General features: G+C 70.1%; 15 protein-coding genes. 8 read left to right on the top strand and 7 right to left on the bottom strand.

Features of this window, described 5'->3' with window-relative positions; translation table 11 throughout:
- Window positions 1-66: 66 nt before the first annotated feature.
- A complete protein-coding gene (locus KV100_RS02695; RefSeq protein WP_220342471.1) occupies window positions 67-489 on the bottom strand; it encodes an Hsp20/alpha crystallin family protein in 423 nt (140 codons plus the stop codon).
- A gap of 104 nt (window positions 490-593) precedes the next feature.
- On the opposite strand from KV100_RS02695, the gene KV100_RS02690 reads away from it, so the two are divergent.
- Both KV100_RS02690 and KV100_RS02685 read left to right on the top strand, forming a co-directional pair.
- Window positions 594-893, top strand: a complete 300-nt coding sequence (locus tag KV100_RS02690) for a MerR family transcriptional regulator (RefSeq protein WP_220341360.1) — start codon at window positions 594-596, stop codon at window positions 891-893.
- 96 nt (window positions 894-989) lie between these two features.
- Window positions 990-2,597 (top strand): hypothetical protein, encoded by a 1,608-nt coding sequence (locus KV100_RS02685; RefSeq protein WP_220341359.1) that lies wholly within the window; start codon window positions 990-992, stop codon window positions 2,595-2,597.
- Window positions 2,598-2,739: 142 nt separating this feature from the next.
- Here the strand turns inward: KV100_RS02685 and KV100_RS02680 are convergent, their stop codons facing one another.
- The 4 genes from KV100_RS02680 to KV100_RS02665 form a co-directional block, all read right to left on the bottom strand.
- On the bottom strand, window positions 2,740-4,431 hold the full coding sequence (locus KV100_RS02680) for a ribonuclease J (protein ID WP_220341358.1): 1,692 nt from the start codon (window positions 4,429-4,431) through the stop codon (window positions 2,740-2,742).
- A 3-nt stretch (window positions 4,432-4,434) separates the two neighbouring features.
- A complete protein-coding gene (gene dapA / locus KV100_RS02675) occupies window positions 4,435-5,352 on the bottom strand; it encodes a 4-hydroxy-tetrahydrodipicolinate synthase (protein ID WP_220341357.1) in 918 nt (305 codons plus the stop codon).
- Between the two features lie 201 nt (window positions 5,353-5,553).
- The gene (locus KV100_RS02670; protein WP_220341356.1) at window positions 5,554-6,075 is read right to left on the bottom strand and encodes a dihydrofolate reductase; all 522 of its coding nucleotides are present in this window, start codon (window positions 6,073-6,075) and stop codon (window positions 5,554-5,556) included.
- Window positions 6,072-6,884 carry a thymidylate synthase gene (locus KV100_RS02665; protein ID WP_220341355.1) on the bottom strand — a complete coding sequence of 271 codons (813 nt, stop codon included), beginning with the start codon at window positions 6,882-6,884 and terminating at the stop codon, window positions 6,072-6,074. Before KV100_RS02665 ends, KV100_RS02670 begins: the two co-directional genes overlap by 4 nt.
- Window positions 6,885-6,923: 39 nt before the next feature.
- Here KV100_RS02665 and KV100_RS02660 point away from each other — a divergent pair, with 39 nt between their 5' ends.
- From KV100_RS02660 to KV100_RS02645, 4 genes are read left to right on the top strand one after another with little or no spacing between them, the layout of a single operon-like run.
- Entirely contained in the window at window positions 6,924-7,478 is a 555-nt protein-coding gene (locus KV100_RS02660) for a GNAT family N-acetyltransferase (RefSeq protein WP_220341354.1), read from the top strand.
- Window positions 7,471-8,115 (top strand): DUF2461 domain-containing protein, encoded by a 645-nt coding sequence (locus KV100_RS02655; protein WP_220341353.1) that lies wholly within the window; start codon window positions 7,471-7,473, stop codon window positions 8,113-8,115. Before KV100_RS02660 ends, KV100_RS02655 begins: the two co-directional genes overlap by 8 nt.
- Window positions 8,105-8,878 (top strand): AzlC family ABC transporter permease, encoded by a 774-nt coding sequence (locus tag KV100_RS02650; RefSeq protein ID WP_220341352.1) that lies wholly within the window; start codon window positions 8,105-8,107, stop codon window positions 8,876-8,878. Before KV100_RS02655 ends, KV100_RS02650 begins: the two co-directional genes overlap by 11 nt.
- Window positions 8,875-9,174 (top strand): AzlD domain-containing protein, encoded by a 300-nt coding sequence (locus KV100_RS02645; RefSeq protein WP_220341351.1) that lies wholly within the window; start codon window positions 8,875-8,877, stop codon window positions 9,172-9,174. The genes KV100_RS02650 and KV100_RS02645 overlap by 4 nt, the downstream gene beginning before the upstream one ends.
- Window positions 9,175-9,184: 10 nt before the next feature.
- Here KV100_RS02645 and dapB read toward each other — a convergent pair whose 3' ends face one another.
- The gene (gene dapB / locus KV100_RS02640) at window positions 9,185-9,937 is read right to left on the bottom strand and encodes a 4-hydroxy-tetrahydrodipicolinate reductase (RefSeq protein WP_220341350.1); all 753 of its coding nucleotides are present in this window, start codon (window positions 9,935-9,937) and stop codon (window positions 9,185-9,187) included.
- A gap of 87 nt (window positions 9,938-10,024) precedes the next feature.
- Here dapB and KV100_RS02635 point away from each other — a divergent pair, with 87 nt between their 5' ends.
- Both KV100_RS02635 and KV100_RS02630 read left to right on the top strand, forming a co-directional pair.
- Complete coding sequence (locus KV100_RS02635; protein WP_220341349.1) at window positions 10,025-11,056, top strand: NYN domain-containing protein; 1,032 nt, start codon at window positions 10,025-10,027, stop codon at window positions 11,054-11,056.
- 166 nt (window positions 11,057-11,222) lie between these two features.
- The gene (locus KV100_RS02630) at window positions 11,223-11,426 is read left to right on the top strand and encodes a cold-shock protein (RefSeq protein ID WP_220341348.1); all 204 of its coding nucleotides are present in this window, start codon (window positions 11,223-11,225) and stop codon (window positions 11,424-11,426) included.
- Window positions 11,427-11,522: 96 nt separating this feature from the next.
- Here KV100_RS02630 and KV100_RS02625 read toward each other — a convergent pair whose 3' ends face one another.
- Window positions 11,523-11,840, bottom strand: coding sequence for a hypothetical protein (locus KV100_RS02625; protein WP_220341347.1), 318 nt, complete (start codon window positions 11,838-11,840; stop codon window positions 11,523-11,525).
- Window positions 11,841-11,884 lie beyond the last annotated feature (44 nt).

Here is an 11,884-nt window from a genome sequence, read left to right as displayed (position 1 = left end):
CCACCTCGTCGTCGTGCGGACGCGCGGGGGCGAGGGCCCGCAGTGGGCCCCCGCCCCCGCCGTCGGTCAGGCGCTGATCGCGCGGCTGGTGTCCTCGCCGTGCTGGATCTCGACCTTGCGCGGCTTCGCCTTCTCCGCGACAGGGATCGTCACCCGCAGCACCCCGTCGGCATAGCGCGCCTCGACGCGCTCGGTGTCGAGCGTGTCGCCGAGGATGAGCTGCCGGCTGAACACACCGCGCGGACGCTCGGCCGCGATCAGCTCCTCGACGCCCTCGCGGGCCGGACGGTCGGCGCGGACCGTCAGGACGTTGCGCTCGACGTCGATGTCGATCGAGCCCGGGTCGACGCCCGGCAGGTCGAGCTCGACGACGAACGAGTCGCCCTCGCGCCACGCATCCATCGGCATCCCGGCCGGACGAGCGGCGGTCCCGAAGACCTGCTGAGTCAGACGGTCGAGCTCACGGAACGGATCGGTGCGCATGAGCATGATCATCACCTCCACAGAACCTTTCATGCCTACGCATGACCTATATTGGCTGTTACACTTTTTATATACCGCAGAGTTGAAGATGATGCAAGAGGGGTCGACAGATGACTGGTCGAGCGCGGGACCGCGCGGTCTACGCGATCTCGGTCGCCGCCGAGCTCGCGGGCACAGCCGCCCAGAACCTCCGCGTCTACGAGCGCGAAGGTCTGGTCGCACCGGCCCGGACCAGCGGCGGCACGCGTCGCTACAGCGACGACGACGTCGTACGGCTCCGGCGGATCGTGGCGCTGCTCGACTCGGGGCTCAACCTCGCGGGCATCACCATGGTCCTCGAGCTGGAGGACGAGAACGCCCGCCTGCGCGCCGACCGCGACGTCGAGCAGGATGCCGGTCGCGACGGCTGAGCGGGCCAGATCATCTCGGGACGGTGGCGGTCTCCGTCCGTCCATCCGCTGCTGCGAAGATGACCGGCGAATCGTCCCGCAGCGGAAGAGGCACACGTGAGTCGTCGCGACGCCGACAAGAAGAATGGCCCGCGAGCGTATGCGCGTGCACGTCTCGACAAGCGCAGAGGCAAGGAGGCCGGCCTCCGCCTTCCGGTGACCACGGCGCTGCTGATCGTCTACGCGGTTCTCGCGCTGATCGGCCTCGCGCTGCTGTTCATCGCCCCGTACTGGTTCGGGTTCCTGCGCGGCGTCGCCTACAACGCCGCCGCGCCGGTGACGCTCACCGCGGTGCTCCTGGTCCTGCTTGCGCTCGTCGCCGACCTGCGCGGGAGGCGGATGGTCGTGCTCGTGATCGCGTTGACGGTCGGATGGGTGGCCTTCGGGGTCTACTCGACGCTGACCGTCGGATGGCACGCAGCGAAGGGCGTGTACGAGGCGTCCGTCGTGGAGACCGACGACCCTCAGGGCGGGTACGAGGTTCGTGAGCCGTACGAGGTGGCGAGGTCGAACGTCTCACAAGGCATCGGTGACGTGATCGCGTCCGACCGCGCCACCGCGATCAAGCACGTCGACGGTGAGTGGACGGCGATCGTCCCCCGCAAGGGATGGAACAAGGGGTACGCGAAGGTCGTCTCCCGCGACACCGACGGCGAGTACACGTCGTGCGCCTTCGACGACGAGCACTCGGGGGTCAAGTTCGGCGGGAAGTTCAGCCACAACCTCGGCCGCGCGATCACCGGGCAGGTCGTCGACACCTGGGGCCGTTTCGCCCCCGTCGTGTGGGACGAGTCCGACATGTTCGGGCTGTGCGACGGCGACGGAGCCAGGATCGTCGTGCCCCTCACGCGGTGGAGCGGTCACTGGGCGTCGCACCAGGTCCCCGCCGGCGTCGCGATCGTCGAGACCGACGGGAGCGTCCGTGTCGACAAGACCGCGAAGGGGATCGACGGGCCGGTCTATCCGATCTCGCTCGCTGCCGAGCAGCGCGAGTCGACACGAGCCGCTGGGTCGTTCTGGGACTACGTCAGGCACCGCTCCGGGTACGCCGACAGCGACGCCGTCGGCGAGGCGGGGGCCGCCAACACCGGTGAGTTCGCCCTCGTCCGCGCCAAGGGCGGGATGGACTACGTGACGCCGTTGACCCGTGCATCGAGCGACCGTTCCGGGTCCCAGTCGATCGTCGGAGTCTCCACGATCGCGGCGGACAGGACCGAGCCGGGCAGACTTGCCACGCTGACCGTCCACAAGGTCCCGGCGGAGTCGGGACTGCGCGGCCGGATCTCGAAGACGCTGACCAACTTCCAGAACGTCTCCGTCCTCGCGACCCGCAAGGCCACGATGCTCGAGGTCGTCCCCACGAGCGCCGACATGTGGGTGGCCACGCTCGGGATGGAGGCGGCCGACGTGATCTCTCCCGCGTATCGGATCGAGATCCCCAGCGAGGGTGAAGCGTGCCTGAAGGCGCTCGACGGCCGCACCATCCAGTGCGGCGCGCAGGCCGGGGTCGACGGCAACGGAGCCGGGCCGGTCCTCGCTCCGTCGGACGGCGCCGACCCGAGCGGTGGTGCCCTCGCTGATCGCAGCGACGCGGAGCTGCTCAAGGACCTCGCCGACATCACCGCCGAGCTCCAACGTCGCGAACAGGCAGGTCCGGCCGACTGACCGCCTGGCGAGCCTGCGGCCGGCCAGTGCGAAGCGGGGAGAACTCACCCCCTGGGTGGCCCCAGGGTCCGACCGGACGGCTCGGACGACCTCACGGGCGGCGGACAACCGCCGCCGCCACGAGAGGCCGCCGAGACGTCTCTCAGGCCTCGAGGACGACGGGCACGATCATCGGGCGCCGGCGGTGCGCTCCCGAGACCCAGCGGCCCACCGTACGGCGGATGATCTGCTGGAGCTGGTGCGTGTCGTACGTGCCGTCGCTGACGGCGTCGGCCAGCGCCTGCTCGATCCGGGGCACGATCTCGGTGAAGATCGAATCGTCCTCGGCGAAGCCGCGAGCCTGGATCTCCGGACCGCTGACGACCTTGCCGCTCGAGGAGTCGATGACCACGATGACCGAGACGAAGCCCTCCTCGCCGAGGATCCGCCGGTCCTTGAGCTCGGACTCGGTGATGTCTCCGACCGACGAGCCGTCGACGTAGACGTAGCCGCAGTCGACCTTCCCGGTGACCTTGGCGCGACCGTCAACGAGGTCCACCACGAACCCGTCCTCGGCGATGACGACGCGGTCGTGCTCGACCCCCGTCGCCCGCGCCAGCGCTGCGTTGGCGTGCAGGTGACGCATCTCGCCGTGGACCGGCATGACGTTGCTCGGCTTGACGATGTTGTAGCAGTAGAGGAGCTCGCCCGCCGACGCGTGGCCGGAGACGTGCACCAGGGCGTTGCCCTTGTGCACCACGCGAGCGCCTAGCCGGATGAGGCCGTCGATGACGCGGTAGACGGCGTTCTCGTTGCCGGGGATCAGCGAGCTCGCCAGCACCACCGTGTCACCGGGCTCGATGCGGACGGAGTCGTGCGAGTTGGCCGCGATCCGCGACAGCGCCGCCATCGGCTCGCCCTGCGACCCGGTCGACACGAGGACGAGCTCCTCGGGCCGGTAGTCGGAGATCTTGCGGCCGTCGACGATCACGCCGTCGGGGACGTGGAGATAGCCGAGGTCGCGCGCGATCTGCATGTTGCGGATCATCGAGCGGCCGATGTAGGCGACCTTGCGGCCGTGCTTGACCGCGGCGTCGAGGATCTGCTGGACGCGGTGCACGTGCGAGGCGAAGCAGGCCGTGATGATGCGCTGCTGGCTCTGCGCGAAGACGCGGTCGAGCACCGGCGAGATGTCACGCTCGGTCGTCGTGAAGCCCGGGACGTCGGCGTTGGTCGAGTCGGTGAGGAAGAGGTCGACCCCGGCCTCCCCCAGCCGCGCGAACGCCCGCAGGTCGGTGATGCGGCCGTCGAGCGGAAGCTGGTCCATCTTGAAGTCGCCGGTGTGGATGACCAGGCCGGCCTCGGTACGGATCGCGACGGCGAGAGCGTCTGGGATCGAGTGGTTGACCGCGATGAACTCCAGGTCGAACGGCGCCAGCGACAGGGTGTCGTCCTCGGCCACGACGTACTTCGGCACGTCCTTGAGACGGTGCTCGCGGAGCTTGGAGTCGACCAGGGCGAGCGTCAGCCGCGATCCGACGAGCGGGATGTCGCCGCGCTCGCGCAGGAGGTACGGGACGCCACCGATGTGGTCCTCGTGACCGTGGGTCAAGACGATCGCGACGATGTCGTCGAGACGGTGCCGGATCGGCGAGAAGTCGGGCAGGATCAGGTCGACACCTGGCTGGTGGTCCTCGGGGAAGAGGACGCCGCAGTCCACGATGAGGAGCTTGCCGGCGTGCTCGAAGACGGTCATGTTGCGACCGATCTCGCCGAGACCGCCGAGCGCGATGATGCGCAGCCCGTCGGCGGGGAGCTCCGGCGGTGCGCCGAGCTCGGGATGAGGATGGCTCATTTATCAGTCCTTCAGCAGGGAGGCGTCACGCAGCACGCGTGCCAGCTCGGCCACCTGCTCGTCAGTCGCGTCCACGTAGGGCGAACGCGTAGTCCGGTCGTCGATCACACCCAGCAGCTGCAACGCTGCCTTGGACATGATCGCGCCTTGGGAGCTTGGCGGCATGACAGCGGCCACCACGTCGAGCAGCTGCTCGTTGATCGCACGGGCGTCACGGAGGCGGCCGTCGTCGACCGCGCGCACCATCGCGGCGTACTCCGCCGCGGCGACGTGGCTGACCACCGACACCACGCCGGCGGCGCCGGTGACGAGCCATGCGAGGTTGAGGGCGTCGTCGCCCGAATAGAGCGCGAGCCCGGTGTCACGCATCACGGCAGCACCGCCGGCGAGGTCGCCGACGGCGTCCTTCACGGCCACGATCGCCTCGTGCTGGGCGACCTCGGCGTAGGTCTCGGTGGAGATGCGGACGACCGAGCGGCTGGGGATGTCGTACAGCATCACAGGCACGCCGCCGCCGGCGTCGGCGACGGTCGTGAAGTGGCGGACGAGCCCGGCCTGCGGCGGCTTGTTGTAGTACGGCGAGACGAGAAGCATCCCGTGAGCACCTGCGGCCGCGGCCTGGCGGGCGAGGCGGGCCGACGCGCGGGTGTCGTTGTTGCCCACGCCGGCGACGACCGACGCACGGTCTCCTACGGCCTCGAGGACCGCCGTCAGGAGCTGACCGTCCTCTTCCGGGTTGGTCGTGGGTGACTCGCCGGTGGTGCCGCTGACCACGAGACCGTCGGAGCCCTGGTCGACGAGGTACGAGGCCAGCTTGGCGGCGGCGTCGAGGTCGAGGGCGCCGTCGGGGGCGAACGGAGTCACCATGGCCGTCAGCACCCGGCCGAACGGGGCCGCAGGAGAAGCGAGCGGTGAGGTCATGTGGACCACGCTACCGCCTGGGTGGCGCTGTGCTCCCGGCGCCACACACCGAGCGCCGCACCGGCCGCCGGCTCCGGAAGCGGACATGGAATGTCCCGATCCTGTCCGTTCGGGGGCCCGGACAGGACCGGGACACTGGGGAGATCGTCGAAGCCCTCGTCGGTGTTACACCTGATCGGGAACTGTCTCGTGTGATCTGGGTCACACCCGCTCGTACGTCACGATCCGGTAGCCCTCGTAGGGCACGGTCTGGGCCTCGCGCCACTGCGACCAGTCGACCTCGGGGAACCAGGCATCGCCAGGCGGGGCGGCGTCGACGTGCGTGAGGACCATGCGATCTGCTCTCGAGAGGGACTGCGCGTAGAGCTGCTCCCCTCCGATGACGAAGACCTCGTCGTCCAGCTCGGATGCCAGGTCGAGTGCGCCGTCCACGTCGTGGCTGACGACGACCTCGTCCGGTCCCTTCCAGCCCGTGCGCCGCGTCACCACGACGGAGGTGCGATGCGGGAGGGGCCGCCCGATCGAGTCCCACGTCTTGCGACCCATCACCAGGACGTGGCCGGTGGTGAGCGCCTTGAACTGAGCGAGATCACCGGTCGGGGGCCACGGCAGACCACCGTCTCGACCGATCACGCCGTTGGTCCCGACGGCGGCGACGAGCGTGATGCGGGCACGGTGGCCGCCGCGCCCTGTGTCGTCGTCGCTGCCCGGATCGAGCGTCATACGGCGATGGGGGCCTTGATGGCCGGGTGGGGGTCGTAGCCGGTGACCGTGACCGCGTCGAGGGTGAAGCCGTCGATCGAGGTGACGCCCGGGTCGAGCTCGAGCTGCGGCAGCGGGCGCGGCTCGCGCGTGAGCTGCTCACGCGCCTGGTCGAGGTGGTTGACGTAGAGGTGCGCGTCACCCAGCGTGTGGACGAAGTCGCCCACCTCGAGGCCGGTCACCTGGGCGACCATGTGCGTGAGGAGCGCGTACGAGGCGATGTTGAAGGGCACTCCGAGGAAGACGTCACCGGATCGCTGGTAGAGCTGGCACGACAGACGGCCCGGGCCCCCGTCGGCCCCAGGCGCGACGTAGAACTGGAACATCGTGTGGCACGGCGCCAGCGCCATGTCGGGGAGGTCGGAGACGTTCCAGGCGCTCACGATGTGGCGGCGCGAGTCGGGGTCGCCCACGATGGCGTCGACCACGCCCTGGAGCTGGTCGACGTGGCGGCCGTCGGGCGTCGGCCAGGACCGCCACTGGTAGCCGTAGATCGGGCCCAGCTCACCCTGCTCGTCAGCCCACTCGTCCCAGATCGAGACGCCGTTCTCTTTGAGGTAGGCGGTGTTGGTGCTGCCGGCGATGAACCACAGCAGCTCGGCGACCACCGACCTCACGTGCACCTTCTTGGTGGTGACCAGGGGGAACCCCTCACGCAGGTCGAACCGCATCTGGTGACCGAACACGCTGAGCGTGCCGGTGCCGGTGCGGTCGTCCTTGCGGACGCCGTCGTCGAGGATCCGCTGGACGAGGTCGAGGTAGGCGCGCACGTGGTCACGCTACGGCACCGACCTGACACAATCGCAGGCGTGACCACTGCCGACACCAGCGTCCGGATCGCGTGGAGCGCCGACGCCGACGCCATCGCGACGCTCCAGGCCGCGGCGTGGCGCGAGCGCTACGCCGACGTGCTGCCTCCCGAGCTCCTCGAGCAGGTCGTGCCCGAGCTCTTCGCCGAGAAGTGGGCCGCCTCCCTGGACCGTCCCGGCGACGCACGCAACCGGGCCCTCGTCGCCCTGGAGCACAGCACCGTCCGCGGGTTCACCGTGACGGGCCCTTCGACCGACGACGACGCCGACCCGGTCGCCGACGGCGAGGTGAGCGAGCTGACGGTCTCGCCCGACCACCGGCGTACCGGTCACGCCTCCCGGCTCCTCCAGGCGGCGGCCGACACCCTTCGGGCCGACCGGTTCACCCGGGCGACCATGTGGCTCGACGCCCGCGACGACGCCCTGCGCGCCTTCGTCGCGAGCACGGGGTGGGCTCCCGACGGCGCTCACCGTGAGGTCGACCCCGTCGGCGACGGCAGCGTCCGGCTCAAGCAGGTGAGGCTCCACACCACCCTCGGGGGTGACGGTGACTGACGGCGACCACGGCCCGGTCGGGTTCTCCGTCGCGGCGGCCGACTTCTACGAAGACCTCGAGAACGACAACTCGCGCACCTTCTGGACCGCCCGCAAGGACGACTACGAGACGCTCCTACGGCGTCCCATGCTGGCCCTCACGGCGGTGCTGGCCGACGAGTTCGGCCCCGCGAAGGTGTTCCGCCCCTATCGCGACGTCCGCTTCAGTGCCGACAAGACGCCGTACAAGACCCACCAGGGCGCGTTCGTCTCGACGTCGCCGGCCACCGGCTACTACGTCCAGATCGACGCCTCCGGCGTCAGGGTGGGCGCCGGCTGGTACGACGCCACGGCGGACCGCAAGCACCGGTTCCGCCAGGCGGTGGACGACCCACGCAAGGGCTCCGCGCTCGAGCGGCTGATCGACTCGCTGGTCGCGAAGGGTTTCGAGGTCGGTGGTGACCGGGTCAAGACCCGGCCGCGAGGCTGGCCGGCGGACCATCCGCGCATCGATCTCCTGCGCCACAACACGCTGACGCTCATGCGCTGGTACGGCACACCGGGCTGGATGGAGACTCCCGGGCTCGCCACCCGGGTGGCCGACGACTGGCGCACGCTCACCCCTCTCCTCGACTGGCACGCGCAGCATGTCGGCTGAGGTCCCCGCTCCCAGCGACCGCAGCGTCGTCGTCGACTCCCTCGGTGTCGGCCTCGCCACCGGTGTGTACGGCATCTCCTTCGGCGCCATCGGCACCGCATCAGGGCTGACCGTGGCCCAGACCTGCGTGCTGTCGCTGCTGATGTTCAGCGGAGCCTCCCAGTTCGCGTTCGCCGGCGTGGTCGCCGCCGGCGGGAACCCGGTCACGGGAGGGGTCACCGCCTTCCTCCTCGGCAGCCGCAACACGTTCTACGGGCTGGGTCTCGCACCGCGGCTGCGCGTGCGCGGCTGGCGGCGGCTGGTGACCGCACAGCTGGTCATCGACGAGTCGACCGCGATGGGGGTCGCGCGCGAGACCGACCGGCACGCCCGCATCGGGTTCTACGTCACGGGCACGTCGATCTTCGTGCTGTGGAACCTCATGACGTTCCTCGGGGCCCTGGCCGGCAACGCGCTCGGCGACCCCCGCACGTACGGGCTCGACGCCGCGGTCGCCGCTGCGTTCCTGGCGCTGCTGTGGCCCCGGCTCACCGCCTGGCCCCAACGGCTGGTCGCGGCGGTGGGAGCGCTGGTGGCGATCGGGACGGTGCCGCTGACGCCGGCGGGGGCGCCGATCATCGTCGGCGGTGCAGTCGCCGTGCTCGTCGGTCTGTGGCTCACCCGCCGCACCAGCGAGGCCGAGGTCGCCGACGCTCTCGAGCACGCGGACGACCCGCACGAGCACCGTCACCACCGTGACGAGCCCGAGGAGGGCACGTCGTGATCTGGTGGGCCGTGATCGTCGCGTCGCTCGCCTGCTACGCGCTCAAGCTGGCCGGCCTGTCGGTGCCCGACCGTGTCCTCGAGCGGCCGCTGACGGTGCGGGTCGCGGCGCTGATCCCCGTGGGGCTCCTCGGCGCCCTCGTCGCGGTCCAGGCGTTCGCCGACGGTCAGGCCCTCGTGCTCGACGCCCGCGTCGCCGGTGTCGGCGTCGCGGTGGGGCTGCTCCTGCTCCGGGCGCCGTTCCTCGTCGTCGTCGCCGGTGCGGCGCTCACCGCCGCTCTCGTCAGGCTGATCTGAGCAGCAGCGCTCACTCGAGTCCGAGCACTCCGTCCAGACCGACCGTCAGCCCCGGGCGGTCCACCACGCCACGCACTCCCGCCACCACGCCGGGCATGAACGACTCACGGTGGACGGAGTCGTGCCGGATCGTCAACGTCTCGCCGGCGTCACCGAGCACGACCTCCTGGTGCGCGACCAGGCCACGGGCACGGACGGCGTGGACGTGGATCCCGTCGACGACGGCTCCCCGGGCTCCGAGGGGGTCGGAGGTCGTCGCGTCCGGCACCGGGGGCGTCCCGGCCTCCGCCCGCGCCGCGGCGATCAGCTCCGCCGTCCTGGTCGCGGTGCCAGAAGGTGCGTCGACCTTGTCCGGGTGGTGCAGCTCGACGATCTCGACCGACTCGAAGTAGGGCGCGGCGACGCGGGCGAACCGCATCATCAGCACCGCACCGATCGAGAAGTTGGGCACGATGAGCACGCCGACTCCGGGTGACGCCTCGACAAGGTCGCGGACCTCGGCGATCCGGGCGTCGTCGAAGCCCGACGTGCCGACGACCGCGTGAATCCCGTGGCCGACGCAGAACCGCAGGTTGTCCATCACGACGTCGGGGCTGGTGAAGTCCACCGCGACGGTCGCACCGGCCTCGACGAGCTGCTCGAGGGGCTCGTCGGCGTCGATCCTCGCCACCACCGAGATGCCGTCCGCCGCCTCGAGTGCATGCACCGACTCCGACCCCATCCGCCCCTGCGCGCCCAGCACCCCGACCGTGATCTCACTCATGTGCCGATCCTCTCATCGTCCGCACGGCGGCAGCGTCCGGCAGACTGTGTACGAGACGCACCCGCGTCACCGACAGAAAGAGCAGGCATGCCTGAACCGGGCGCAACCCGCGTCGCCGTCTACATCGACTTCGACAACATCGTCATCTCCCGGTACGACCAGGTGAACGGACGCAACCAGTTCCAGCGCGACAAGGCGCGGGCGTTCTCGACCAACGAGACCGCCGCCGACAGTGAGGTCACCGAGAAGCTGGCACGGGCGACCGTCGACGTCGGCGCCATCATCGACTTCGCGTCGTCGTTCGGCACGCTGGTCCTCACACGGGCCTACGCCGACTGGTCGGCGCCGGTCAACGCGGAGTACCGCGGGCAGCTCGTGAGCCGCGCCGTGGACCTGGTCCAGCTCTTCCCGGCAGCGGCCTACGGCAAGAACGGTGCTGACATCCGCCTGGCGGTCGACGCCGTGGAGGACATGTTCCGTCTGCCCGACCTCACGCACGTCGTGATCGTCGCCGGCGACTCCGACTACATCGCGCTCGCGCAGCGGTGCAAGCGGCTGGGCCGCTACGTCGTCGGTGTCGGGGTGGCCGGCTCGACGAGCAAGTCGCTCGCCGCGGCGTGCGACGAGATGGTGACGTACGACTCACTTCCCGGTGTCGAGGCCCCTCCCCCGGCGCCGGACAAGCCTGCGCGGGGCTCCACCCGCAAGCGCACCTCCAAGTCCGCCCAGACGGCATCGGCCGAGCCCGCCACCGAGGAGCCCAGCGCGCCTGCCGCCAAGAAGGCCCCGCTCAAGGCGGCCGCACGATCCACGGTGCCCCTCTTCGCCGAGCCGGGATCGGACGACGCCGTCGAGACCGAGCCCGAGGACGCCCAGGACCTGGCGACACGTCTCCTCGAGCGCGCGCTGCGTCTTGGCCACGAGAAGGACGACGCTGACTGGCTCCACAGCTCCGCGGTCAAGAGCCAGATGAAGCGGATGGATCCGTCCTTCAACGAGAAGTCCCTGGGCTACCGCTCCTTCTCCGACTTCGTCAAGTCGCGCGACGGTGTGGCCGAGATGGACGAGAGCAGCACCGCCCGTCTCATCCGACTTCACCCGGCCAGGACGGGGCGGTGACACCACCGGTTAACCAGGAGGTGATAGCGTCGGAGATGTTGCATGACGTCATTGCCGCAGATTCGAATCTGGACCTCGCTCGCGAGGAACGTTCTTTCCCAGGTTGATGTGCTCGCGACACCAGTCGCTCGCTAACACAGCGTGCGCACGACCGAAGGAGAGAAACATGGCTACAGGTACCGTCAAGTGGTTCAACGCCGACAAGGGCTTCGGCTTCATCGCCCCCGACGGCGGCGGCGAGGACGTGTTCGCGCACTTCAGCGCGATCGCTGCTTCGGGCTTCCGCTCGCTCGAGGAGAACCAGAAGGTCGAGTTCGACGTCGAGCAGGGCCCCAAGGGTCTGCAGGCCGCCAACATCCGGCCGCTCTGACACCCGACTGAATCGGGTCTCGAACCCGCAGAACCCCCGCTCCCTCTCTGGGTGCGGGGGTTCTGCACGTCCGGCCGCCGAAGCGGCCGGGGCGCGTCAGCGTCCGACGGTCAGCGGGACCGCGTCGGGATCGACCGAAGCGATGATGCTGCGGACCTGATCGGTGTCGGCCTCGAGGTGGGAGACCTCGAAGTTGCCGACGGGCTCGCGACGGGAGCCGATCCAGCAGTCGACCCCGGCCTCGCGCAGAGCGGCCAGGATCGGCGCACAGGTGCGGCCCGGTCCGGGGCACCACGCGAAGACGCGCGGACGCTCGGGCCGGTCGTGGCTCAGGCCCATCCGGCTCAGGTCTCGCTGGGGGCGGCGGCTGCGTCCGGGTGTGGTCGTCGCAGCAGGTTCGGGTTGGTCGCTCACGAGGCACCAGCTCTCGGTCGGCCGGCGGCGTGCTCGGGGGCGAG

The sequence above is a fragment of the Mumia sp. zg.B21 genome, assembly GCF_019550855.1.
In the GTDB taxonomy this organism is placed as follows: Bacteria; Actinomycetota; Actinomycetes; order Propionibacteriales; family Nocardioidaceae; genus Mumia.
This window is presented reverse-complemented; position numbering and strand designations above follow the sequence as displayed.